Annotated in this window: 20 protein-coding genes; 16 read left to right on the top strand and 4 right to left on the bottom strand. The window is 45.2% G+C overall.

Annotated elements, in window-relative coordinates; genetic code table 11:
* The first annotated feature begins 114 nt into the window (after positions 1-114).
* From folB to JC525_RS04345, 4 genes are all read left to right on the top strand, one after another.
* Complete coding sequence (gene folB, locus JC525_RS04360; protein WP_198814702.1) at positions 115-468, top strand: dihydroneopterin aldolase; 354 nt, start codon at positions 115-117, stop codon at positions 466-468.
* Positions 468-962, top strand: coding sequence for a 2-amino-4-hydroxy-6-hydroxymethyldihydropteridine diphosphokinase (gene folK / locus JC525_RS04355; protein WP_198814701.1), 495 nt, complete (start codon positions 468-470; stop codon positions 960-962). Before folB ends, folK begins: the two co-directional genes overlap by 1 nt.
* A gap of 8 nt (positions 963-970) precedes the next feature.
* Entirely contained in the window at positions 971-1,771 is an 801-nt protein-coding gene (locus JC525_RS04350; protein ID WP_198814700.1) for an undecaprenyl-diphosphate phosphatase, read from the top strand.
* Positions 1,772-1,916: 145 nt separating this feature from the next.
* Positions 1,917-2,288, top strand: coding sequence for a histidine triad nucleotide-binding protein (locus tag JC525_RS04345; RefSeq protein ID WP_198814699.1), 372 nt, complete (start codon positions 1,917-1,919; stop codon positions 2,286-2,288).
* A 117-nt stretch (positions 2,289-2,405) separates the two neighbouring features.
* Here the strand turns inward: JC525_RS04345 and JC525_RS04340 are convergent, their stop codons facing one another.
* Positions 2,406-4,094, bottom strand: a complete 1,689-nt coding sequence (locus JC525_RS04340; RefSeq protein WP_198814698.1) for a dipeptidyl-peptidase 3 family protein — start codon at positions 4,092-4,094, stop codon at positions 2,406-2,408.
* A 409-nt stretch (positions 4,095-4,503) separates the two neighbouring features.
* Between JC525_RS04340 and JC525_RS04335 the strand changes: the two genes are divergently transcribed.
* A complete protein-coding gene (locus JC525_RS04335; RefSeq protein WP_105930734.1) occupies positions 4,504-5,340 on the top strand; it encodes an HDOD domain-containing protein in 837 nt (278 codons plus the stop codon).
* Positions 5,341-5,454: 114 nt separating this feature from the next.
* Here the strand turns inward: JC525_RS04335 and JC525_RS04330 are convergent, their stop codons facing one another.
* The gene (locus JC525_RS04330; protein WP_198814697.1) at positions 5,455-6,684 is read right to left on the bottom strand and encodes a benzoate/H(+) symporter BenE family transporter; all 1,230 of its coding nucleotides are present in this window, start codon (positions 6,682-6,684) and stop codon (positions 5,455-5,457) included.
* Between the two features lie 202 nt (positions 6,685-6,886).
* Between JC525_RS04330 and JC525_RS04325 the strand changes: the two genes are divergently transcribed.
* Positions 6,887-7,450: a helix-turn-helix domain-containing protein gene (locus JC525_RS04325; protein WP_198814696.1), complete on the top strand. Its 564-nt coding sequence runs from the start codon at positions 6,887-6,889 to the stop codon at positions 7,448-7,450.
* Positions 7,451-7,633: 183 nt separating this feature from the next.
* Here the strand turns inward: JC525_RS04325 and rdgC are convergent, their stop codons facing one another.
* Both rdgC and JC525_RS04315 read right to left on the bottom strand, forming a co-directional pair.
* Complete coding sequence (rdgC, locus tag JC525_RS04320) at positions 7,634-8,545, bottom strand: recombination-associated protein RdgC (RefSeq protein WP_198814695.1); 912 nt, start codon at positions 8,543-8,545, stop codon at positions 7,634-7,636.
* 142 nt (positions 8,546-8,687) lie between these two features.
* Positions 8,688-10,412, bottom strand: coding sequence for a sensor histidine kinase (locus JC525_RS04315; RefSeq protein ID WP_198814694.1), 1,725 nt, complete (start codon positions 10,410-10,412; stop codon positions 8,688-8,690).
* A gap of 255 nt (positions 10,413-10,667) precedes the next feature.
* On the opposite strand from JC525_RS04315, the gene phoB reads away from it, so the two are divergent.
* The 10 genes from phoB (at position 10,668) to JC525_RS04265 (ending at position 23,609) form a co-directional block, all read left to right on the top strand.
* Complete coding sequence (gene phoB / locus JC525_RS04310; RefSeq protein WP_120960870.1) at positions 10,668-11,357, top strand: phosphate regulon transcriptional regulator PhoB; 690 nt, start codon at positions 10,668-10,670, stop codon at positions 11,355-11,357.
* Between the two features lie 100 nt (positions 11,358-11,457).
* On the top strand, positions 11,458-12,759 hold the full coding sequence (phoR, locus tag JC525_RS04305) for a phosphate regulon sensor histidine kinase PhoR (protein ID WP_198814693.1): 1,302 nt from the start codon (positions 11,458-11,460) through the stop codon (positions 12,757-12,759).
* 125 nt (positions 12,760-12,884) lie between these two features.
* Complete coding sequence (locus JC525_RS04300; RefSeq protein ID WP_233094985.1) at positions 12,885-13,799, top strand: PstS family phosphate ABC transporter substrate-binding protein; 915 nt, start codon at positions 12,885-12,887, stop codon at positions 13,797-13,799.
* Between the two features lie 362 nt (positions 13,800-14,161).
* Complete coding sequence (locus JC525_RS04295; RefSeq protein ID WP_198814691.1) at positions 14,162-16,954, top strand: hypothetical protein; 2,793 nt, start codon at positions 14,162-14,164, stop codon at positions 16,952-16,954.
* Between the two features lie 120 nt (positions 16,955-17,074).
* Positions 17,075-19,723: a TonB-dependent receptor domain-containing protein gene (locus JC525_RS04290; protein WP_198814690.1), complete on the top strand. Its 2,649-nt coding sequence runs from the start codon at positions 17,075-17,077 to the stop codon at positions 19,721-19,723.
* A 176-nt stretch (positions 19,724-19,899) separates the two neighbouring features.
* On the top strand, positions 19,900-20,658 hold the full coding sequence (locus JC525_RS04285; RefSeq protein ID WP_198814689.1) for a DUF3450 domain-containing protein: 759 nt from the start codon (positions 19,900-19,902) through the stop codon (positions 20,656-20,658).
* Positions 20,659-20,671: 13 nt separating this feature from the next.
* Positions 20,672-22,036 (top strand): MotA/TolQ/ExbB proton channel family protein, encoded by a 1,365-nt coding sequence (locus tag JC525_RS04280; protein ID WP_198814688.1) that lies wholly within the window; start codon positions 20,672-20,674, stop codon positions 22,034-22,036.
* Between the two features lie 2 nt (positions 22,037-22,038).
* A complete protein-coding gene (locus JC525_RS04275; RefSeq protein WP_025256525.1) occupies positions 22,039-22,557 on the top strand; it encodes a MotA/TolQ/ExbB proton channel family protein in 519 nt (172 codons plus the stop codon).
* Positions 22,558-22,589: 32 nt separating this feature from the next.
* Complete coding sequence (locus tag JC525_RS04270) at positions 22,590-22,997, top strand: ExbD/TolR family protein (RefSeq protein ID WP_198814687.1); 408 nt, start codon at positions 22,590-22,592, stop codon at positions 22,995-22,997.
* A 3-nt stretch (positions 22,998-23,000) separates the two neighbouring features.
* Positions 23,001-23,609 (top strand): energy transducer TonB, encoded by a 609-nt coding sequence (locus JC525_RS04265; protein ID WP_198814686.1) that lies wholly within the window; start codon positions 23,001-23,003, stop codon positions 23,607-23,609.
* Positions 23,610-23,611: the final 2 nt, after the last annotated feature.

Below are 23,611 nucleotides of genomic sequence, written 5' to 3'. Positions count from 1 at the left end.
ATATACCACCGTTTAACCGCAATATGTGGGTGAAAGCGCAGTAGTAAGACCAGTGGTCGGGCCGTTAACAATGGCGATGCACTGGTTGATAACAGTACAAGATGAAAAAATTCCATGGGTAAAATTTATATTACAGGTCTTGAGGTTGACACGCTGATTGGTGTTTACGATTGGGAGCGCGAGCGCACGACTCAACTGCTTCTAGACGTAACACTTGATGTTGATTTGCAAGCTGCCATGCAAAGCGATGACGTGGCCGATACCGTTGACTATGCAAAAGTTGCCGAGTGCATTGTACACGTTGGCAAAGAAAGCACCTTTGAGCTACTTGAAGCTTTTGGTAGCAAAGTAATGAATTCCGTTCTTGAACGCTTTCCAGCTAACGGGATTACACTTAAAATCGTAAAACCAAATATCCTTCCCAACGCGCGAACGGTTGCTGTTGAAATGAGCAAAGAGCGGGTTTGATGTCTACACACACTATATTGATTAGTATTGGTTCCAATATTGAGCGGGAACACTACACCCGGCGATCTTTCGCTGCGTTAAAGCACGCATTCAGAGATGTCACCGTATCTTCTGTTTACGAAAGTGAAGCGGTTGGCTTTAACGGTAATCCTTTTTACAACGCAGCGGCGCGGGCAATCACATCAAAAAGCATTGAAGAGGTGTGCGCTACCCTTAAATCTATTGAAAAAGACAATGGCAGAGTGCACACCGACAAAAAGTTTTGTGCCAGAACCCTTGATCTTGATTTGCTTACCTATGATAGTGAGATAACTACAACCCCTGTGGTTTTACCTCGCGAAGAAATTTGCTACAACGCGTTTGTGCTATGGCCGTTAGCTGAACTTGTTCCCAACGACATTCACCCTGAAACGCAGGAAACCTATGCCCAAATGTGGCAAAACTTTGATAAACAAAAACAGCAATTATGGCCAATTGACTTTACGTGGAGTTAAGCAAAGGAATGACACTTTTCGAAATTATTATTTTAGCAATTATTCAGGGCGTAACTGAGTTTCTTCCTATCAGTAGTTCTGGGCATTTACTTTTACCTGCGGAACTCTTCGGATGGGTAAGCCAAGGTCTGGCCTTCGATGTGGCTGTGCACGTTGGAAGTCTGCTTGCTGTCATGATTTATTTTCGCCAAGAGATTGGGCAGATGACAGTAGCTTGGGTAACACAAGGTTTTAGCAAACAGCAATCTACTGACAGTAAACTCGCATGGTACGTCATCGTTGCGACAATTCCTGCCGTTGTCATTGGCTTTTTAATGAAAGGCTGGATTGAAGACAATGCGCGCACGGCATTGGTGATAGCTGGCACGACGATAATCTTTGGCTTATTGCTTTGGTATGCAGATGCTACCGCTAAGCGAGAGCAGGAGCTTGAAGGTTTGACATTAAAACACGCTGTCTATATTGGTTTAGCGCAAGTCTTGGCGTTAATTCCGGGGACATCTCGTTCAGGTATTACCATGACCGCGGGCCTAATGTTAGGGTTAAAGCGGGAAGCCTGCGCCCGTTTTTCCTTCTTATTGTCAATTCCAGTTATTTTAGGTGCGGGACTTCTAGCCACTCTCGACTTGCTTAATGCAAACGAAGCGGTGGACTGGTATGCGCTGCTGTATGGCGCTGCGTTTTCATTTGTCAGCGCCTACCTGTGTATTTACTTGTTCCTAAGCTGGATATCCCGCATTGGCATGCTGCCTTTCGTTATCTATCGTTTGGCGTTAGGCGCAGTGTTGTTATGGTTTGTGTTCGCCTAACGTCGAGCCATAAACACTGTAGTGAATGCGCCTTTAAGTTGGTATTGATTCGATGGGCAACGAACATCAATGTTTAGATAGTATTAAGCAATTACATGCGTGTGTTAGGCGCGCGATGATTAACAGGGCAATAAGGAAGTGAAATATGGCAGAAACCATTTTTGATAAAATTATCAATAAAGAAATTCCAGCGGATATTTTATACGAAGACGAACTTGCGCTGGCGTTTAAAGATATTAACCCCCAAGCCCCAACGCATTTTTTGGTTATTCCTAAAAAGCAGATAGCGACAGTGAATGATATTGCTGAGGAAGACCGCGTTGTAGTGGGCCACTTATCTTTTGTTGCCGCTCAAATTGCGAAAGAGCAGGGTTTTGCCGATCAGGGATATCGAACTGTCATGAACTGCAATGAATATGGTGGGCAAACTGTTTATCATATTCACTTGCATGTGTTAGCGGGTAAGCCACTTGGTTGGCCTCCATACACAGAGAATATGAAGCGTCATGTAGAGTAATCAACGCGTCATACAGAATGTATTAAACAGGCCGCACTTGCGTTTAAGCGCGGCCTTTTTGTTTTATCTCTTGCTGCAAATTTGGTTATTTGCTTAATCTTTGACCTTTCCCCGAGATTAATCAGCAAGCCCCAGTATTTTCTTTCCTTGGTTGAAGTGAATATCAACAGGAATACTTGCCGCTTCTAAACGCGCTAAATCAGATGCAAGGTCGGGTTTGATAACGCCCATGGTTTCAACCAGTTTCGCTACGCCATCGTAATCGCCGTCACCCTGCAATGTAAGAATAAGTTCAGATAATGCTTCAACAGCGGCACCCATCTTTTCCATATTCACGCGATATAGACCGTCTTGTGTTTTTTCAAACGCGCCTTGCTGGGCAAAGAAATTGAAGCGGATCATGTTTGCTTTCCCATGAGCAGAGCTTGCTCCGAAACGCACTGAACGGAAAATACCCGCCATAAAGGTGACATAGTAATCTTCCAACGAACCTTCTGTGATTTCGCCTTTTTCAAGGAGACTTTGCACCATATACAAACCTAGAATGTCTGCTTTACCTTCTTCAAGGGCCGATGCATGCTCTTTTAATGCGCCGCGCACGGTACTCGCACCATCCAATGTATTCTTAATGCCTAGACCATGTGCTACCTCGTGGAACATAGTATTCGCAAAAAAGGCGTCGAAGGTAATATGCTCTCGCTGCTCGGGTACGATTAACGTGTCTGCAATAGGCACAAGAATAGTGTCGAATTTTGCGCGCATAGCATTTTTAAGCTGAAGGCGACGCGTTCCCTTTTCTAACTGAACACGTTCATCATTTGGCAAATTGATTGCGATGGTTTTGCTGCCTGCATTAGAATGCCCTGCATAATAAATAACGTCATAAGCATTAAGGTCGGCGTCAGAACCCGGCATTTCAGCCTTATACGCCTCAGCAACTGGAAGTCCTTGCTGCAACTCAGGTAAAAAGGCTGCATATTTAGCAAGCTTTTCACTCCAAGCGAGGTCTTTAATTAGCACGTAAGCTTCAAAGGCAGCGCGATAACCAAACAACTGATCTTCATAGCTTTCAATAGGGCCGATAACCAACTCAACCGGATTGGTTTTCATATCCATCCATGCCATATCAGAAGCGAGGTAGTCGTTTGATAGTAAGGCTTCCGAGCGCAGTTGTAAGTATTGCTTGAAGCTCTCGTCTTCAGCGAGTGTAGAGGCTTTTTTAAGAAGATCAGAAGCCTTCATCAATTCGCTTTTAAATGCTTCAGAGTAAGGCACTGAATATAGGTTGCCTGCTTCGTCACGTTTAATCATAGAGTAAAGACCCTGCTGGTCTTTGAAGTTTGCCGTTGCAAACTCGGCTTTATCCATGTCGTGAGGGTAAAATTCGGCCCCAAGTGCCTTATCTTCATAGCCGCTAATGAACGGCGTGTCGCCGTTTAAACGGTCCCATGGACCGTAATTTATGGTGGCAAAATGACGAACCTTTTCGTCGCTTATTGAAGAAAGAAAGGCATCTTTATCTTCGAAAAACGCTTGCTTCCAAAATAAATCATCCATGATTTTCGATGCATCAATTAACAGAGAGAGCATTTCACGTTGATTATCGCTTAGGTGAGATAAATCACTCGTCAGATCTACACTGTGATAAATAGACAGGCGTGACTCATCGACTAACAATATTTGCTGGTTATCAGTGTCAGGTGAACTAGTTTGCGTTGTATCGGGGCTCTTGCTGCAAGCCGAAAGTATGAATAATCCAGCTACTGCGGCTGCAACAGGGGAGTAGCGTGAAAGTACTTTTTTCATATTAATATTACCGTTTAATCTGTCGTTGGGTAGGTAGCACACTATAGCTATGCTTTTGATTTAATACAAAAGTATGAAAAAAAATTGCGTAAATTTGATAGTGCTCTGTCGCTTGTTGTCTATACTTTACCTAGGCCCTAGGTATTAGCGAAAATTTCGCTGTCACGTTTTCTATTTTTAGATGGTCGAAACCGAAGAGCTACTATAGTATGGTGTTAGAAACATCAAAGAAAAACAATAAACAGTTTGTATTTTCGCGTGTCACATTTGGGTTTTCACGAGTAGACGCAGGGAATGCAACGTTCAACAATTAATCGGTGACGCCGTGAATCGTCGCAGTCATTGATTGGTCAGTAATGTAACTTATTGCCTTTACAAGGGCTATTTGGAACTTCCTAAGGGTAGAAATATGTCTACACAGAACGCGCTCTCAACCATTTTGGTTGAAAAAATTAATAATGATACGCTTGTACTTCCTACACTTCCCGCTATCGCGCTGAAAATTCGTAAAGCGGCTGATGATCCCGATATTAACCTTAATGCGATGGGGGACGTTATCGGTCAAGATCCATCACTTAGTGCAAGAATGATTAAGATCGCGAACAGCGCTTATATGGGGCGTAGTGTTAAAGTTAACTCCGTGAGTCAAGCGGTGACGCGGATTGGGCTGCGTCAGATAAAAAATATTTCCACTGCGCTAGCGATGGAACAGTTGTTTGTGTCTAAAAATGACGTGGTTGCACGCTATTTACAAAAAGAGTGGGCAAGTACCGTGAATATTGTTGCTAGCTCTATGGCCGTATTGCAGCTTTATATTGCTCGTACTAAAAAGCGTGAAATGAGCATGGATACGATGACGCTAGCCGCGCTTGTGCACAACATTGGTGTGCTGCCTATCTTAACAGAAGCAGAACGTCATCCAGAGGTATTCGCAAACCCTTCATTTCTTGAGGTTGCCATTGACAAATTAGCGGGCAGAATCGGCGCCAATATCATGGAGAAGTGGGGTTTTGGTGAAAGCTTCGTTAATGTTGCAAAAAATTGGAAAGACTTGAGCTATATTCCTGACGAGTTAGGTTATATCGACTTTGTTCGTGTGGGCGCTGCTGTATCAGGTGCTGCTGGTAGTCAGAAAGACGCTATTTTAAACCTAGCCATTCAGCGTGGTGTGGTAGAAGATATGGGAGAGCTTCACTCAGATGAGTTTGAAGAGCTAAGTAGCGCTGCCAAGCAAATCTTCCTCTAACACAGGTTATTTAGAAGAAGCGACTAAGCGCGTTATCCTATTTAGACGAGCATTAGTGGTCAGTATGAGAAAGCCGATAGCTTTGAAGTTATCGGCTTTTTTGATCTATCTCAGTTAACGTCGGTGTTCTGGCGTTTTCTGAATATAAAGAAGTAGTAAACCTAATCCTAAACCCCAGACCGCAGAGGTCATGGAAAATAAACTGAAGCCTGACGCCGTACACAGCATGGTAAGCATTGCAGGTGCTCTGTGGTGTTCAACTTCCATAGCGCGAGCCAAGGCGCCTTGGAGTGTGGCCAACAATGCTAGTCCTGCAAGAAGGTGAATGATAATACTGGGCATACTGACAAATAACGCCACGACCACAGACGCTAACAGCCCCATAAATAAGTACACCACGCCGGCTGCTATTGCAGCTCTGTAGCGCTGCGACTTTTCGCTATCAGCTTGCTCGCCCATACACAGCGCTGCGGTAATAGCTGCCAGGTTGAAGGTAAACCCACCAAAAGGTGCCAATAGCGCTTGCACAATGGCAATGCCTGATAAAATTGGCTTGTGGTCGGGCATGTAGCCATGGGCGTGATGAATAGCAATGCCAGGTAAGTTTTGGGAAAGTGTAGTGATGAGAAAAAGGGGCAAGGCTAACCCAATCGCGGCACTGAATGAAAAGCTGGGTGTAACCCAAACAGGAGTCGGTAATGTAAAACCTGATGATAGGAGAAATGATGAACCTGAAGCCATTTCTGGTAAAAGCATTGATGAATCGCTTGGTATAGAAACAATGCTGTGTGAACTGTCCATAAGCAAACTGATACCCACCGACAGAACCAGGAGTAACAGCATAAGATAGCGGGGAAATAAACGGCTCCCAACGAGATAGGCCGCGATAAATAACGCGACTAAATACGGCGCTTCATTAACATCGCTGAATATCGCTAAACATATAGGTAAGAGAATACCGGCCAAAAGTGCAGATGAAATTGCAGGAGGAATTCGACTTATCTGTTTCAACAGGCTGCGGCTTTGCGCGGTCACAAGAGAAAGGAAAGCGCATATAACAAAGGCACCAATGGCTTCACTTAAACGGTAGTCACCAATACTCGTTAATAGAAAAGCCGCACCAGGCGTAGACCATGCGGTAACAACGGGCAGTTTAGAGAGCCATGAAAACAAAATACAGGTAATGCCCATACCTAGCCCGAGTGCGAATAACCAGCTCACCACCATATCGTCGCTGGCGCCGGCTTTGCGCGCAACATCAATGATGATAACAACAGAACTGCTATAACCTACCGTAACGGCGGTTAGCCCTGCGCTAATATGGCTTAACTTCCATTTGCTCATGAAAATACTCGTGCTAGAACGTCGATTCGACATTGATTGAGCGATAAGAAAAAGCTCACCATGTTTATCGAATTTTTATTGTTAAAGTATGCTATCTTAACTATCTGTGCGTTATAGCGCACAGAATGTACCATAGCACTTGTGCGCTATAACGCACAAGTGGTTTGATAGCATCGGCGACTAAATAAAGGGCTTTGATTAGATGACAAAAGCGAATATGCAGCCTTCTGCAATGTCAAAAAGTATTTCACATCACCTGCAGTCGGTTCGCAAAACACGGGGGCTTTCCCTTGATAAAACAGCGCAGCTGACGGGGGTATCTAAAGCTATGCTCGGGCAAATAGAGCGGGGGGAGTCGAGCCCTACCATCGCGACACTATGGAAGATAGCCACAGGCCTTGAATGCTCGTTTTCTTCATTTTTATCCGATGACGACTTGGAACCTTCGTCTGAACACGCCGACACCAAGTTCGCTAACGACACAAACGTAACCATAAAAACCTTGTTTTCATTTAATGCCGCGACGCAGTTTGAAATGTTCGAGCTTTGCTTAAAAGACTGTCACGAACAGCACTCATCTGCGCATCAAATAGGCGTCACCGAACATATTCACGTATTACAAGGAAAGTTAGGTGTGTTGCAAGACGGCCAGTGGCAAACCTATCAGACGCAAGAGCAATGTGTATTGCGCGCAGACCAGCCCCACGGTTATAGAGACGAGGTAGGGGAAACCCGTTTTATTGTGGTAATTCACTATCCTACTTGAAACGGCAGTAAGGCATTTACCGCAGCGAAAGTAGGTAACTGAAAAGAAAGCGTAATTGAATGAGAGCGCTGAAAAGCCTAATCACCGCTGAAGCAATTAGGCATTGGAATAGTGGTAAGTTATCTTACTCTTTTCCCTATCAATTTTATGTACTTTTTATTCGTTTACAAACAATCTTCGTACTTACAAACTCTCGTCGTTGAGATTGAGTGCGCCACGAAGAAAGTTAAGCAGCGTACAAATTTCCGCTGACATTAGCGCAAATTCTGCGTCAAGACGGGCCTCTACCTGATCTTTCGGTACGTCGTCAGTTTCTTCTTTAATGCGGTCGGTGAACTTAATGCGCTTAATGGCACCGTCTTCACACATGATAGCCGTTAGTGTTTCTGCATATTCGAATGCGACTTTTTGAACCAGCTTACCTGCATCTAGGTGAATACTGATTTCTTCGCTGTCTAGCGGCTGATTTTTACAGCGAATAACGCTGCCTGTGTCATCGGTTGATTTAAGTTCAGCTTCTTCAAGTAACCCTACGCCCTCTGGCGTTGACTCAGTAACCCAATGCGTAAGTTCGCTTTGAAGGCTTCTGCGTGTAAACGGCACAACGGGCAGCGAGCCGATGGCCTTTCTTACCATAGCCAAAAAGGCCTCGGCTTTTCCATCAGATGACGCGTCAACCACTACCAAATTGTCGGCAAGCGATATAAAGCCGTGAGTGTAGGTATTTTTTGTAAAGGCCTGGGGCAGCAAGCGGGTCTGAATTTCTTGCTTAAGGTCGGCTTTGGCTTTTTTGCCAACCGGCGAGCCGGTTTCCATTTCAATCTTAGCTGTCATTTCATCAAGCTCGGCATTTACCACAGCCGAAGGAAGGATCTTTTCTTGTTTCTTAAGCGTTATCCAAAAACGCTGCTGAACAACATGACACATGGTGCCTTGCTTTCCAGCTTGAGAAAACGGGGAAGCAAACCCCATGGTTGCCAAATCTTGACTGCCGCACGGTCGGAAAGCATGCTCGTTAAGGGCGCGCTCTAGATCGCCCTCGTCTAGCGATAACGGCTGAGTAATTTGATAGGCTTTTACATTTTTAAACCACATAGTGTAAGCATTCTCTTGATAGAAATAGGGCGCAAGCGTACCAATGTAGGACGAGCTGTGCAATTGATTAAAAGACGCTTATAAGAATAAAAGCGCGTACGCTACGCGCTTATTGAAAAGGAAAACATTACAGGGCTGGATATTAGTTTTTAGGAAAGCGAATGAAGTATTCTAAGCCCTTGTCTATGGCGCTTTGCGCATCTATCTGTCCATGTAGAGACTGTGTTACTAGGTTATACATAATGTGGGTTCCCAAACCACTGCCGCCTTTGCCCCGTTTGGTGGTATAAAACGCATCAAAGAGTTTACTTAACTCTTCTTCACTGAGTCCCTTGCCATTGTCGCTGTAATAAAGACTTACGATGTTGTCTTTTTCTTTTACCTCTAAGGTAATAGTGCCCGTAGCACGCCCTTCAAAACCATGAGTGATCGAGTTTATAACCATATTTGTTACGATTTGAGCAATAGCACCTGGCGCGCATGTAACCACGAGGTTATCTGGACAAGAGACATTAATTTGGTATTCGGTATGTTTAAAGCTTGGCTTCAACGATTGAATGACCTCATTGATATAGTCATTCAAAACAATTTCACGTTCAGTCTCGCTTGTTTGGTCTACCGCAACCTGCTTAAAGCTAGCAATGAGGTCAGAGGCACGCTCCAAATTATTTAGTAATAACAGCGCAGTTTGCTCCGCTTCATCGATAAAGCTCGCCATATTTTTACTGGTGAGGCTTTTGTCTTCAAAGTCAGTTTTTAAATTATTAAGTCTTTCCTGGAGAAAACTAGCGGCTGTGACGCTAACGCCCAGAGGCGTATTTACATCATGTGCAATACCGGCAACCAGACCACCGAGTGATGCCATACGTTCAGATTCTAGCAACTGCTCTTGTGCTTGCTTTAGCGTATCCATTGAGCCTGCCAACTCCTTATTGCGCTGCCTAAGCTCCGCTTCGATGTATTGGCGGTTTTCGTTTTCTTGCCGAAGCTCTCGCTGATGGGCTATCAGTTCGTCTTTTTGTTGTTCGAGGTCGAGCATGATTTGCGATAAAGAGGCGGTTTTTTTCGCGACCTCTTGTTCCAAAATGAGGTTTTGGTCATCAAGTTTTTTGTTCGCGAGGGTTAACTCATTTTGCGCTTCGTTTAACTTATTATTCGATGCAATAAGGTCGTCAATGACACCATTGTAAGACCTTTTAAGCTGAAGTAACTCATTGTCATCATCTAACTTAATGCTGAGTTTGCTTTCTTCGGGATGCTGAGGATCAAAGTTCCCCATCTGCTCGGTAATGTTTTGCAGGGGCTCTGAAAGCATGGTGCGAAACGCCGTCATGAATAGAAAAACCAAAAACGTGGTTTTCACAATAGCGTTGCCGATTAGAAAAAATACCCCAACTTCAATACGACTAAAAATCGTGTCGAAGCTTGAATATAGGGTTACGTCGCCAACAGTAGACTCTCGCCCAGAAAATTTAAAAACTAAAGGAAAACTAAAGCTAAATACACCGCCAGAGTGATCCTCAATAATTTCGCGATCCACGGGAGCGGGGGAACGTCTAGCACGGAGCCCGTACTCGGCAATATAATTGCCATTTTCGCCGCGGACTTGTAGGCCTTCAACAATAGGCAGGGACATCAAGCCTTCGGAAATAGCGCGGACTTGATCATGATTGAGTTCCCACAACGCCCGAGTAAGGCTAGAAGAAAACGTATTTTTCAATGTCTGTAGTTCGCTTTCCACGTGATTCTTCGTGCTGAGGTACTCTGTAAAGATCTGACCTACCGTAACAAGTAGTGTCAGAGAGAAGTAAACTGACAATACTCTGGTTAAGAGCTTCCTTGATAACCCTGTCTTGACCGCGGCCATTTATAAACATACCCCTGTTACATCAGATCTTTGATTTACGACACCTTTGCAACTTGAATGCTGATAAGGTGTTGGTAATTTTGACAATTCAAGAATATGCGTAAACGAATGAATAAACAAGATTGAGCGGTTAAACTTTGGACGGAACATGTTTATAACTGTCTTAAGCTTGACACATTAATGTAATCGTTTTAATAAAACTGTCACAGACCACATTAATAATAGCGACGATTAAAAATGAGCAGGAATATAACGATGTCTCGTACAGTGTTGGTGGTTGAGGACGAAGCGCCTATCCGTGAAATGTTAAAGTTTGTGTTGGAACAATCAGGATTTAACATTATTGAAGCGGAAGACTTCGATGTCGCGCAGGAAAAGATTTGTGAGCCGTATCCCGATTTAATATTGCTAGATTGGATGTTGCCCGGTGGTAGTGGTGTTCAATTAGCGAAAAGCTTGAAACAGCACGAGTTCACCCGTGATATTCCCGTCATTATGCTTACAGCTCGCGGAGAAGAGGAAGATAAAATCCGTGGTCTTGATGCGGGCGCGGATGACTATGTGACCAAGCCCTTCTCACCCAAAGAACTGGTCGCGCGAATAAAAGCGGTAATGCGCAGGGTTACACCCACCTCTAGTGAAGAGCCAATCGAATTTAATGGCCTTAAATTAGAGCCGGTATCTCATCGCGTTATGGCAAATGACGACCCGCTAGACATGGGCCCAACGGAATTCAAACTCCTTCACTTTTTCATGACGCACCCAGAACGCGTATACAGCCGAGAGCTATTGCTTGATAATGTGTGGGGAACCAACGTATATGTTGAAGATAGAACAGTCGATGTGCATATTCGACGTTTGCGTAAGGCTATCTCTCGTCACGGTCACGATGCAATGATTCAAACAGTACGCGGCGCAGGTTATCGTTTTTCTACTAAGCTATAAAGTGAACACAATGAGGGGAGAAACACGTCGTTGCTCCCCTTAGTTTTTTCGCCCTTATTGATGTGCGCTTCTTTTTACTCTTAACAACGCGAGCTATCTCATGTATTACCCTTTCTCTTGGCTGAGAAGTACACTGCGCTTAGTCTTATTCCTTGTGATATTTGCGCTGGTCGGGTGGTATTTAGATGACATGCTATTTGCGGTTGCCATTGGCGCAACGCTTCTCCTACTGTTTAATTATTGGCATCTTTATAAGCTAAACCGCTGGCTGTGGCACAGCCGTAAGATGTCTCCTCCCACGGTGCGCGGCGTGTGGGAACATATTTATGAAGGTATTTACTACCTTCAGCGTCGCAATAGGAATAAACGCAAAGAACTAGGCGAACTCGTTAAGCGTTTTCGGGAAGGTTCTGAAGCCTTGCCTGATGCGGCTGTTGTTGTAGACGCAAAGGCGTGCATTATGTGGTGTAACCGCCTGGCCCGCTTAGATTTGGGATTAAAATGGCCTCAAGACTCAGGCCGCCGCATCGATAACTTGATTCGCCACCCTGAGTTTATTCAGTATTTTCATGCGGGCAACTACAAGTATCCCATTGAAGTTCCATCGCCCACCAATCCAAACAAAACCTTTGAATATCGCATCATGCCCTATGGTGACGAGCACCTTTTACTTATTGCCCGTGATATCACCCGTGTTTCACAGCTCGAGGAAATGCGAAAAGACTTTGTAGCGAATGTGTCTCATGAGCTCCGCACGCCGCTAACGGTAATAAATGGTTATTTAGAAATTCTACCCATAGATGAAGACGCTGATCCATTTATGCAAAAAGCGATGAAAGAAATGACATCACAAACCCAACGGATGCAAAGTTTGATAGAGGACTTGTTGGTGTTGTCTCGCATTGAAGCAAGCTCAGAGCGAATTTACGAAAACGTCGTTAATGTTCCTGTGATGCTCGCGCAAGTTGAAAGAGAAGCGCAGTCACTTAACAAAGATAAAAATCATACGATTACATTCCATGTGGATGAAGACCTTTACGTATTCGGTGTAGAAACTGAGCTTAGAAGTGCGTGTTCGAACCTTGTTTTCAACGCAGTACATTATACCCCCGCTGGTGGTGAAATTAACGTGTATTGGCAGCGTAAGACTAATGGTGCAGAATTTTCTGTTGTTGATAATGGAGATGGTATTGAGCAAAACCATCTCAATCGCCTAACCGAACGTTTCTATCGGGTTGATAAAGCGCGTTCAAGAAAAACCGGCGGGTCAGGTTTAGGCTTGTCCATTGTAAAACACGTGCTCAGCCATCATAATTCGCGCTTAGAAATTTCAAGTACGTTGGGAGAGGGAAGCAACTTCTCATTTGTTCTGGACAACGAACTCATTACAGAAACACTTTAGATTGGGGATGTTACGTGGTTAAAGGCCGAGGAAAGATGAAAAGTCTGTGGTGTTTTCTTTCAAACGTACTTTTACTAGCAGTGGTATTATTGTTTACCAAAGCGTTCGCTACTACCTCGAACAAAATGCCCACTCAAATAATTTCTCAGGTTTACGACGTTCCAGCTTACGAGCGAGTTCCTGGCGTAGCGGGAAAAATATCGTCTGTGGGCTCAGATACGCTAGCTAATTTAATGACCTTTTGGTCACAGGAATTCAAAACGCTCTATCCCCAAGTCGGCTTTCAAATCCAGGCGTCAGGTTCATCGACAGCACCACCTGCGCTGATTGAAGGCACGGCAACTATTGGCCCTATGAGCCGAGAATTAAAACCCAGTGAAATTCGAGATTTCACGCGTATACACGGCTATCCCCCAACGGTTTTAAAAGTCGCAATGGATGCGATTGCTATCTTTGTAGATAGACGTAACCCACTTCCAGGTATGACGTTAGAGCAAGTCGACGCTGTGTTTTCGGAAACACATTTTTGCGGAAGTGAAAAGGAAATAGCAAATTGGTCGCAGCTTGGTGTTGATGATATCGCTTACCGTTCTCCTATCCGACTTTATGGAAGAAATTCTGTTTCAGGAACCTATGGTTTATTCAAAGTGATGGCATTGTGCGATGGTGACTTCAAAAACACGGTGAATGAACAGCCAGGCTCTGCATCTGTAGTGCTATCTGTGGCCAGTGGTACAGGTGCTATTGGCTATGCCGCGTACGGCTACAAAACAGCAGGCGTTCGTGCGTTGCCGCTGGGGAATTCGCTAGATAATTTAATACCGTTATCTATCGACACCGTGCGTAACGAGACCTATCCATTTGCTCGCTTTCTCTATTTAGTGATTAATAAGAAGCCAAATGAACCGCTACCCACATTAGAAAGAGAATTTCTTCGCTATATTTTGTCAAAGGAAGGGCAGCAGCAGGTATCAAGAGACGGGTACTTTCCAATAAGGGAAGATGTTCTTGTGCGTCAACGACGGTTATTAGCCGAATAAACAATTCTTCCTATGTGAGTTCACATACGCGGCGCATAAAATTTGTCATAATTGCGTCACAAATGGAGTTTCAACGCTCTTGGTATTTAGGTCTTGGTGGTTGAATCTAGAAGTTGTCATCTCTCGGCATATCTGGTGGCCAATTTTATCGAATCAGCAAAGCTAGCCATAAGTATAAGAAAAGTAAAAATAATTGCTCCGATTTGGTTATTTTTCCAATTTACTTATCCTCGAAAGCCAAAAATTGAACTTTTTATATGAAACTTTTGTTACAGCGCCTTAATGTAACAAATGTGTCATTTACCTCAGTTAAAGTTTCCGCGTTTTCTAAATCCATAATTATACCGTACTTGGAGAAACACATGGAACTTAAGCAACTTTTCAAAGCTTCAGCTATTGCTACTGCGCTTGTGCTAGCTGGCTGTGGCGGCGACATCAATATTAGCGAAGGCGATATTGATAACAGCGTTACTAATACAACTAATAACAATGGTAGTGACACTGACGGCGGCAATACAGGCGGTGATACAGGCTCAACTGACACGGCTCCAGGTGAAGTAAGCTCTTTTCTAAGTGGCGAAGTTTCTGAAGCGTTCGGCCAAACGGTAGAAGTACGCGTTCTTTCTGGTCGTTTGACTGCTGAAGATGCAGACGACCAAGGTGTTATCACACTAACAAACGACAAAGTATGGGCGCTTGAAGGTCCTGTATTTATTGGTAACGACAAAGCCGACAGCGTAACGCTTGCTATTGAAGAAGGCACTGTAATCTTTGGTCGTACTGGTGCTGATTACCTTGTAGTTAGCCGTGACTCAAAAATTGAAGCAGAAGGTACAGCATCTTCTCCAATCATCATGACTTCATTCAACGATGTTGTTGGCGACGAAGTTGGTGCTGGTCAATGGGGTGGTGTTGTTATCCTTGGTAACGGTACATCAACTAAGTGCCCACAAGATGGTTCTGACTGCGCGCTTCAGGTTGAAGGTGCAGAAGAAGGTGCAGTATTTGGTGGTACAGACGATACAGACAGCTCTGGTATCCTTAAATACGTAGTAGTTAAGTACGCTGGTTTTGAAATTGCGCCAGACAACGAACTTAACGGTATCACTTTCGGTGGTGTTGGTTCAGGTACAGAAGTTGACTATGTACAAGTACACAGCAACGCAGATGACGGTGTAGAATTCTTCGGCGGTGCGGTAAACGCGAAACACCTAGTTTTAACGGCTAACCAAGATGACTCAGTAGACTGGGACAACGGTTATAAAGGTAAGCTTCAGTACGTTTATGTTCAGCATGCCGCTGACAACTCTGACGCGAACCGCGGTATTGAAGGTGACGGCGACGGTGGTGACGGTCTAGAATTCTCTAAGCCAATGATCGCTAACATGACAGTGATCGGTAACACTTTCGATACAGCTGACGCTGACTCTGAAGGTCTACTACTTCGCGACCAAACTGGCGCAAACCTAATGAACTTCCTTATCACTGGTCCAGAAGCAATGGGCGAGTGTTTAGAAATGGACACTGACGAAACGGTTCAAGCTAACCTTTCTGACGGTGACCTAACCATGACTTACTCAGCGATTGCTTGTTCTGAGCCGTTCAATACGCCAGAGGGTGCAGTTGACCTAGAAGCATGGTTCACAGGCCAAGAAGGTAACCAGCTAATCGCGTTTGAAGACCGTGCAAATCTTGGTCTTAACCCGGACGGTACACTTACAGCAGAAAGCGCACTTCTTACTGCTGGTGGCGACGCATCTACATTGCTTGATACTTTCTTTGAAGCAAACACATTCGTTGGTGCTGTTGGTGAAGACGACTGGCGTCAAGGTTGGGCATTCGGTTTCGGTGGCGGTAACATCGAACTAGCACAATCTGCTTCTGGTTGCCCTTCAGGTACAACGTCAATTACGCCAGTAGACGGTTCAACCACTACGTGCGAAGTGTCTGGCACTATCACGTCTGACCTAACACTTACAGAAGGTAACTTCTACGCGCTTTCAGGTGCAGTATTCGTAGGTGGCGACAAAGAAAACAGCGCAACCCTTACTGTCGAGCCTGGCGTAACTGTTTATGGCGCATCTGGTAACGACTACCTAGTAATTAGCCGTGACTCAGAGATTAATGCAAACGGTACTGCTGAAAACCCAATCACGTTTACTTCACGTGACCACGTTGTTGGCGGTCTTGAAGCGGGTGAAGCTGGCCAATGGGGCGGCATGATCGTTCTAGGTAACGGTGAATCTACTAAGTGTCCTCAGGACGGTACTGATTGTTCACTTCAAGTTGAAGGTGCACAAGAAGGTGCAGTGTTCGGTGGTACAGATAACACTGATAGTTCTGGTACGCTTCGCTACGTTCGCGTAATGCACGGTGGTTTCGAAATCGCCCCAGATAACGAACTAAACGGTATCACGTTTGGCGGTGTAGGTTCTGGTACTACTGTTGAGTATGTACAAGTACACAAAAACGCGGATGATGGTGTTGAGTTCTTTGGTGGTGCAGTAAACGTTAAGTACCTTACGCTAACAGGCATTCAAGATGACTCTGTAGACTGGGATAACGGCTACGTAGGTAAGCTTCAGTTCGTACTAGTTAAGCACGCTGAAGACAACTCTGATGCTAACCGCGCAATTGAAGGTGACGGTGACGGCGGTGACGGTCTAGCGTTCTCTAACCCAATGATTGCTAACATGACTATCATTGGTAACGAGTTCGACACTGCTGACGCTGACTCAGAAGGTGTTCTACTTCGTGACCAAACTAACGCGCAGTTATACAACTTCGTAGTCACTGGCCCAGCGGGTATGGGTGAATGTTTCGAAGCTGACCTTAGCGATGGCGACACTACGCTACTTGCTAACATGGACGGCACTAACACGCCTCAGCTTACTTTTGAAACATCTGTACTAGCGTGTGCGGAAAATATCAAAGACTCTGGCGACTTTAGCCAAGAAGAGTGGTTCACTGCGCAAACAGGTAACAGCCTACTTGATAATACTGCGACAGTACTTAACGGTATCTACACAGTAGACGCAACTGCTGCGACTGACGTATCGACGCTAGACAGCTTCTTCTCTTCTGTAGACTTTATCGGTGCAGTTAAAGACGCTGACAACGATTGGACTGCGGGCTGGACTGTAGGTCTTGAATAAGACCCACATCGCATAGCCTAAGACAAGCAAGTGTGTTGCGGATAGTGACGCACTTGCTTTTAAGTTTGTAAGACACGAATTTTTCATTCGTAAAAGTATTCCTTTCTAAAGAGGTTAATCATGAACAGACCTGCTAACAGGTTTCTTCTAAAACCCATCAGCTTAGCCGTTGCAGCAAGTATCTTGTTTCCAACGACTATGGCCTACGCTCAATCAGATGAAGATGAAGTGATTGAAGAGGTAGTGGCTACCGGTACGCGCCTAAAAGGCACCGCAACGGCAGTAATGGAAGAACGTAAGAATCAGGCTTTTGTTGCCGATATTATGGGCGCAGAGCAAATTTCACGTACAGGCGATAGCGATGCTGCTGGCGCACTTAGACGTGTAACCGGTTTGACCCTTGTAGATGGTCGTTTTATCTACGTTCGCGGTCTTGGTGAGCGTTATTCATCAACGCAATTAAACGGTGCAATCGTACCTAGTCCGGATCCAACACGTAACGTAATACCGCTGGATTTATTCCCTGCAAGTATTATCGAAAGCTTGGCCGTTCAAAAATCATACTCACCGTCAATGCCTGCTGCATTCGGTGGTGGTAACGTTGATATTCGCTTAAAGTCAATCCCAACGGAGCGCGTTTTCAACCTGTCAGCTGCTGTTGGCATAGATACTGAAAACTCGGGTGATGTATTAGATTACGCTGGTGGCGGTCGAGATTGGACGGGTGAAGATGATGGTACACGCGCAGCTTCAGAAGCTATCCAGGATCGTTGGGATTCTAAGAACTTCTTAGACGACCTAGAGCCGGAAGAAGCACTAGAGTTGTTTAAAGGTACGAACAGAGCATACGGCTTAGAAAAAACATCAGCCGATCCAGATATGCGCTTTAACGTTACCTACGGTGACAGTTACGACTATGACGACGATTGGCGTTTTGGCTTTTTGGTAACTTCTCGTTACTCAGCCCAAACTCGCTCTTCTGAAGAATACGAGCTACAAGACCCTGACTTAGTGGGCGATGACATTATCAATGTGCGCTTCTTTGACGATATTCAGGGTACTGAGCAAACCGTTACTTGGTCTTCTCTGTTAACGCTTGGTGTAGACTACAATCGTCAGCACCGTATTGACTACAGTCTTATCGTACTAAACGATACCCGTGATGAAATTCGCGAAATGTTTGGTAATACAGAAAACTTGAACCAAGCAGAAGGGTTGCGTATTCGCGATATCGACATCCAGTACGAAGAGCGCTCGCTGTATACCAATCAAGTGAAGGGCCAGCATACATTCCCTGAACTTAACTTTATGGGTGTTGACTGGACGTATTCACTGGGACGTTCTGTTCGTCATGCGCCAGGTAACTTCAATGCGCGTTTCGTTATGGAAGACGTGAATGATGACGGCATCTTCGACGATGAAAACGAAATTTTCTTGGCAGATGCACAAACTGCGGCACGTTATACCTTCCAGGACCTTCACGATCGTTTGGAGAACTTTGGCTATAACGTAACTTATCCAATGACATTGGGTAAGTGGGAAACTGAGTACAAAGTGGGTACAAGCTTTGTAACTAAAACACGGACTGCTGAAAACCGCCGTTTTGACATTAATACACTTGGTGTTGAAGACCGTTCAATTTTAGACGGAAACGACTTTAGTCAAATCTTTAGCGACGATGTATTAGATACGCTTTCATTGTCTAGCCGCCCAATTATACGTGACACTACCATTGCTGGTGACGATTACGTTGCAGGGCAGAAAATTGATGCTTACTATTTTGAAGCTGACTTTTTCTATGACAACAAGTGGCGATTCACTGGTGGTGTGCGATGGGAAGACTTCCGTCAGGTTGTTGCTCCACTCGACCCACGTACTAACCAGTTCGATTTAAGCGACGAAGCCGATCGTGCACAGTTAGCGTTCCAAGAAGATGATTTCTATCCAGCGCTAGCGGTCACGTACTTCTTACAAGATGATATGCAGCTACGTGCAAGTATCGGTCAAACGGTTGTACGTCCTGACCTTCGTGAAGTTTCTTCAGCGACTTATTTGGACCCGTTGACGAACTTCCCAATTGCAGGTACGCCTGGTGTAAGTACCACCGATATCATCAACTATGATGTGCGTTGGGAATGGTATCGCGAAGCGGGTAACAACGTGTCGGTAGGTCTTTTCTATAAAGACATGGAAGCGCCTATCGAATCCGTTCAGTCTCCAGCTCAGGATGGTCCGCCACTTATCCGTATCGCGAACGCCGAATCAGGCGAGGTATATGGTATGGAAGTCGAATTCCTGCAAGACTTAGCTTTTATCGGCGACGGTATCTGGGACAACTTGTTCATGACAGGTAACATCACAGTCAGTGACTCTGAGATTGTGTTAGATCGTCAGCAAATCGTTGAACAAACCGGTGTATCAGCAGCAATCACTAATGAAGTTCGTCGAATGACGGGACACTCTCAGTACGTGTTGAACATGCAGCTAGGCTATGACTCAGACAACGGCGAACACTCAGCATCTTTAGTGTACAACGTTTTCGGTGAGCGTATCTTGATTGCCGGTATCGATGGATTTGACGATAACTTTGAACAGCCATTCCATTCACTGGATATGGTGTACAAGTACTATCCTGATTTTAATAGCACTGTCACATTACGTGTTCAGAATATCTTAGGTGAAGATCGTGAAATTGAATTTAACGATACCCTGCTTAGGTCTGAGACACGAGGTACTGGAATTAGATTGTCATATAAATATGACTTCTAATTACCGAACTTATCCTTAAGGCCGCTACATGCGGCCTTTTTTATGAGTTAAACATGACACTTTCGGTTCTAATATGACAGTTTCGTAATAAAACTGTCACAGAAAAACTCTATCCTACGCGCAGAAATTTATAGTCGGATACAACCGATTTCTTTTAACTTTAAAGGTTTGAATGTATGAAGCTTATCAATGCTTTGCTAGTTGCAGGTGCGCTGACAGCGACACCAGTACTGGCACAAGACGATGAAGTCTTAAAACCCGTTGTCGATGAGGCAGCGAAAATCAATGAGTCAGCGGCAAAATCGCAAGAAAAAATAAACGGTATTACCGATCAAATTGACAGCAAACTTCAACAGTTCAAAACATTGATGAAAGAAATCGAAGGCCTTGAGGTTTATAACACTCAGCTTCGTAAGCAAATCAATAACCAAGAACAAGAAATGGCAGACCTAAACTCGGCTATTGACGAAGTGTCTGTTGTCGAGCGTCAAATCACGCCATTAATGATGCGCATGATTGACGGCCTAGAGCAGTTCGTTGAATTAGATGTTCCTTTTCTTCCAGAAGAGCGCGCGAACCGCGTTGCCGACCTTCGCGCCATGATGGACCGTGCCGACGTTGCTGCGTCTGAAAAATTCCGTCGCGTAATGGAAGCTTATCAAGTAGAGATGGACTACGGCCGCACTATGGAAGCGTACAGCGGTATTCATTCAATTAACGGTCAAGAGCGTGACGTTGAATTCCTACGCCTTGGTCGTACAGCGCTAATTTATCAAACACGTGATGCAAGCATGCAGGGTGTTTGGAACAAGCAAACCCGTCAGTGGGAAGAGCTTGATAGCAGCTACCGTACACAAATCACAAAAGGTCTGCGCATGGCAAAGAAGCAACTTGCACCAGACTTGCTAATGCTGCCAGTGGCAATTACAGACTAAGAGGTTGATGAGAATGTTTAACACAGTAAAACGTATCGCTGTTGGTCTAGCAGCCCTTAGCATCAGCGTTGGTGCTTTCGCACAAAGCGACCGTGCAATGGACTTGGACGCACTTCTTAAGCAACTAGAAGAAGGTCAGTTCGCACAGTCTCAACAAAACAAACAGCGCGAGCGTGATTTCCAAGCGCAACGTGCAGAGCAAGATCGCATTCTTCGTGAAACGCGCGAGCAGCGCGATCAAATGCTTGCGCAATCTGAAAAGCTCGAAACTCAGTTTGAAGAAAACGAATTCAAACTAGCAGACCTTAACGGTGCACTAGACACACGTCTTGGTTCACTTAAAGAGCTATTCGGTGTGTTGCAGCAAATCGCTGGCGACACCAAAAACAAATTCTATAATTCAGTGGTTTCTGCACAAATTCCTGGCCGTGCTGACTTCCTTGATAAGATGGCGCAAGACATGGGGTCAAGCTCAAAACTAGCATCAATTGAAGAAATTGAGCGTGTTTGGTTTGAAATGCAGCGTGAAATGACAGAATCGGGCAAGGTGACTACCTTCACCACCGACGTTGTTGAAGCGGGCGGTGAAAAAGTGAACAAGCCTGTTGTGCGCGTAGGTCCTTTTGCGTTAGTTGCTGACGGTAAATACCTTGAGTACAACGGTGTCACTGGTACAGTGTCTGAGTTAGTACGTCAACCTGCTGACCGTTACATGAGCTCTGCTGCTGAACTACAAGCATCAAGCGGTGAATTAGTACAGTTCGGTATCGACCCAACGGGTGGTTCAATCCTAGGTCTTCTTGTTCAAGCGCCTAACCTTCAAGAGCGTGTAGAGCAGGGCGGTGTAGTAGGTTACATCATTCTTATCGTTGGTGCGTTCGGTCTTCTACTTGCCTTAGAGCGTCTTGTAACGCTGTCGCTTATTCGCATGAAAGTGAATAAACAGCTCAAGAGCAAAGAAGTAAATACAAACAACCCGCTTGGCCGTGTTCTTAAAGTACGTGACGAGCATCCAAACGCAGACGTTGAAGCGCTTGAACTTCACCTTACAGAAGCGATTCTGGGCGAAGTGCCTAAGCTAGGTCGTAACCTAACTATCATTAAGATTATCTCTGTTGTAGCGCCGCTTATGGGTCTACTAGGTACAGTAACGGGTATGATTAACACCTTCCAAGCAATCACGTTGTTCGGTACAGGTGACCCGAAACTGATGGCGGGTGGTATCTCAACAGCGCTTGTAACAACAGTACTAGGTCTTGTTGTAGCGATTCCTATGACACTGCTTTACGCAATGCTTAACACACGTTCTAAAAACATCGTGTACATCCTACAAGAACAGGCGTCTGGCGTAATTGCAGAGCGCGCTGAGCGAGGCTAATCATGATCGAGTTTCTAGAAGCAATTCGCGATTTCACAGAAACAGGTGGCCAGGTTCTCCTAGTTATCGGTCTGCTGATATTCGTTATGTGGCTTTTGATCCTCGAGCGTGCGATGTATCTGATGGTTTGGCATAAGCAAGCTAAGAAAGAAGCGGTTGCAATGTGGACAGCACGTGCCGACCGCTCTTCTTGGTTCGCAGAGCAAGTTCGTCAGAAAACAATTTCACAGTTAACCATGCGCCTAAACGGCAGCATCCCCATTATCCAGTCACTGGTTGCGCTTTGTCCGCTGCTAGGCTTGATGGGAACGGTTACCGGTATGATTGAAGTGTTCGATGTAATGGCGATTGCGGGCTCAGGTAATGCTCGTTCAATGGCGTCAGGTGTATCGAAAGCCACCATCCCCACAATGGCGGGCATGGTTGGCGCACTTTCAGGTGTATTCGCCGCTACCTGGTTAACTCGTATGGTGAAATCAGAACGCACGCATCTTGAGGATGCATTGATTATTCAACGTTAATGCTAGCAAAGCATTAAGGTAAGGTATTTATTATGAAGCAGCACTTTCAAAACCTAGTCGATGAGGAAGAAGCAGCCATCGACATGACGCCCATGCTGGACGTTGTATTTATCATGTTGATCTTCTTTATCGTGACTGCGTCATTTGTGAAAGAAGCAGGCATTGACGTTAACCGCCCAGAAGCAGCTACTGCTGTGAAAAAGGACCGCGCTAACATCCTTATCGCTATTTCAGATAAAGGCGAAATTTGGATTAACAAACGCCGCATCGACGTTCGCGCAGTTCAGGCGAACATTGAGCGTCTTCGCGCAGAAAACCCACAGGGTTCTGTTGTCATACAGGCTGATAAAAAGTCAACAACAGAAACGCTGATTAAGGTTATGGACGCGTCGCGAGCCGCTGGCGTTTACGATGTTTCGATTGCAGCCCAAGAGCAATAAATCATGCCACGATATTTAATCGCATTTGTACTATCCCTTGCGATCACGTTAGGCCTGTTCTTCTTGATGCAATCGCTTATCAAGATGGGTGGCAGCGCTTTAACTGAGCCGCCTAAGGGAAGCGTGCTTGATTTCGTAAGGGTCAAGCAGGATGAACAGGTTGAGAAAAAAGATCGTAAGCCGAAGAAGCCACCTAAGCCAGAAGAGCCGCCACCGCAGATGGAGCAGCCTCAAATGGATTCACCTTCTCCTGATGCAGAAGGCACGTCGATGGACTTTGGCGCTGAAGTGGGTGATGACATCTCACTGGAAGGCGGGTTGGCCCTTGAGTCTGGTGACGGTGAATACTTGCCTATTGTTAAGGTTGCGCCGGTTTATCCACGACGTGCGCTTCAGCGCGGTATCGAAGGCTTCGTTATTGTGGAATTTACAGTAACTAAGCAGGGCGCGGTGCGCGACCCCATTGTTGTTGAAGCGAACCCAGAAGGTATATTCGAACAAGCGGCCATCGACGCTGCAATGAAGTTCAAATATAAACCTCGTGTGGTAAATGGCGAAGCAACAGAGGTTTCTGGTGTGCAAAACCGTATTACGTTCCAAATTGACGGGTAACA

Source organism: Alteromonas sp. IB21, assembly GCF_016405965.1.
In the GTDB taxonomy this organism is placed as follows: Bacteria; Pseudomonadota; Gammaproteobacteria; order Enterobacterales; family Alteromonadaceae; genus Alteromonas.
Note: the sequence above shows the minus strand (reverse complement) of the source record. Positions and strands in the feature narration are given on the sequence as shown.

What these genes read in the sequence shown, in the direction of transcription:
- folB (WP_198814702.1), top strand. Translation starts at nt 115, where the DNA reads ATGGGTAAAATTTATATTACAGGTCTTGAGGTTGACACGCTGATTGGT.
- folK (WP_198814701.1), top strand. Translation starts at nt 468, where the DNA reads ATGTCTACACACACTATATTGATTAGTATTGGTTCCAATATTGAGCGG.
- JC525_RS04350 (WP_198814700.1), top strand. Translation starts at nt 971, where the DNA reads ATGACACTTTTCGAAATTATTATTTTAGCAATTATTCAGGGCGTAACT.
- JC525_RS04345 (WP_198814699.1), top strand. Translation starts at nt 1,917, where the DNA reads ATGGCAGAAACCATTTTTGATAAAATTATCAATAAAGAAATTCCAGCG.
- JC525_RS04340 (WP_198814698.1), bottom strand. Translation starts at nt 4,094, where the DNA reads ATGAAAAAAGTACTTTCACGCTACTCCCCTGTTGCAGCCGCAGTAGCT.
- JC525_RS04335 (WP_105930734.1), top strand. Translation starts at nt 4,504, where the DNA reads ATGTCTACACAGAACGCGCTCTCAACCATTTTGGTTGAAAAAATTAAT.
- JC525_RS04330 (WP_198814697.1), bottom strand. Translation starts at nt 6,684, where the DNA reads ATGAGCAAATGGAAGTTAAGCCATATTAGCGCAGGGCTAACCGCCGTT.
- JC525_RS04325 (WP_198814696.1), top strand. Translation starts at nt 6,887, where the DNA reads ATGACAAAAGCGAATATGCAGCCTTCTGCAATGTCAAAAAGTATTTCA.
- rdgC (WP_198814695.1), bottom strand. Translation starts at nt 8,545, where the DNA reads ATGTGGTTTAAAAATGTAAAAGCCTATCAAATTACTCAGCCGTTATCG.
- JC525_RS04315 (WP_198814694.1), bottom strand. Translation starts at nt 10,412, where the DNA reads ATGGCCGCGGTCAAGACAGGGTTATCAAGGAAGCTCTTAACCAGAGTA.
- phoB (WP_120960870.1), top strand. Translation starts at nt 10,668, where the DNA reads ATGTCTCGTACAGTGTTGGTGGTTGAGGACGAAGCGCCTATCCGTGAA.
- phoR (WP_198814693.1), top strand. Translation starts at nt 11,458, where the DNA reads ATGTATTACCCTTTCTCTTGGCTGAGAAGTACACTGCGCTTAGTCTTA.
- JC525_RS04300 (WP_233094985.1), top strand. Translation starts at nt 12,885, where the DNA reads ATGCCCACTCAAATAATTTCTCAGGTTTACGACGTTCCAGCTTACGAG.
- JC525_RS04295 (WP_198814691.1), top strand. Translation starts at nt 14,162, where the DNA reads ATGGAACTTAAGCAACTTTTCAAAGCTTCAGCTATTGCTACTGCGCTT.
- JC525_RS04290 (WP_198814690.1), top strand. Translation starts at nt 17,075, where the DNA reads ATGAACAGACCTGCTAACAGGTTTCTTCTAAAACCCATCAGCTTAGCC.
- JC525_RS04285 (WP_198814689.1), top strand. Translation starts at nt 19,900, where the DNA reads ATGAAGCTTATCAATGCTTTGCTAGTTGCAGGTGCGCTGACAGCGACA.
- JC525_RS04280 (WP_198814688.1), top strand. Translation starts at nt 20,672, where the DNA reads ATGTTTAACACAGTAAAACGTATCGCTGTTGGTCTAGCAGCCCTTAGC.
- JC525_RS04275 (WP_025256525.1), top strand. Translation starts at nt 22,039, where the DNA reads ATGATCGAGTTTCTAGAAGCAATTCGCGATTTCACAGAAACAGGTGGC.
- JC525_RS04270 (WP_198814687.1), top strand. Translation starts at nt 22,590, where the DNA reads ATGAAGCAGCACTTTCAAAACCTAGTCGATGAGGAAGAAGCAGCCATC.
- JC525_RS04265 (WP_198814686.1), top strand. Translation starts at nt 23,001, where the DNA reads ATGCCACGATATTTAATCGCATTTGTACTATCCCTTGCGATCACGTTA.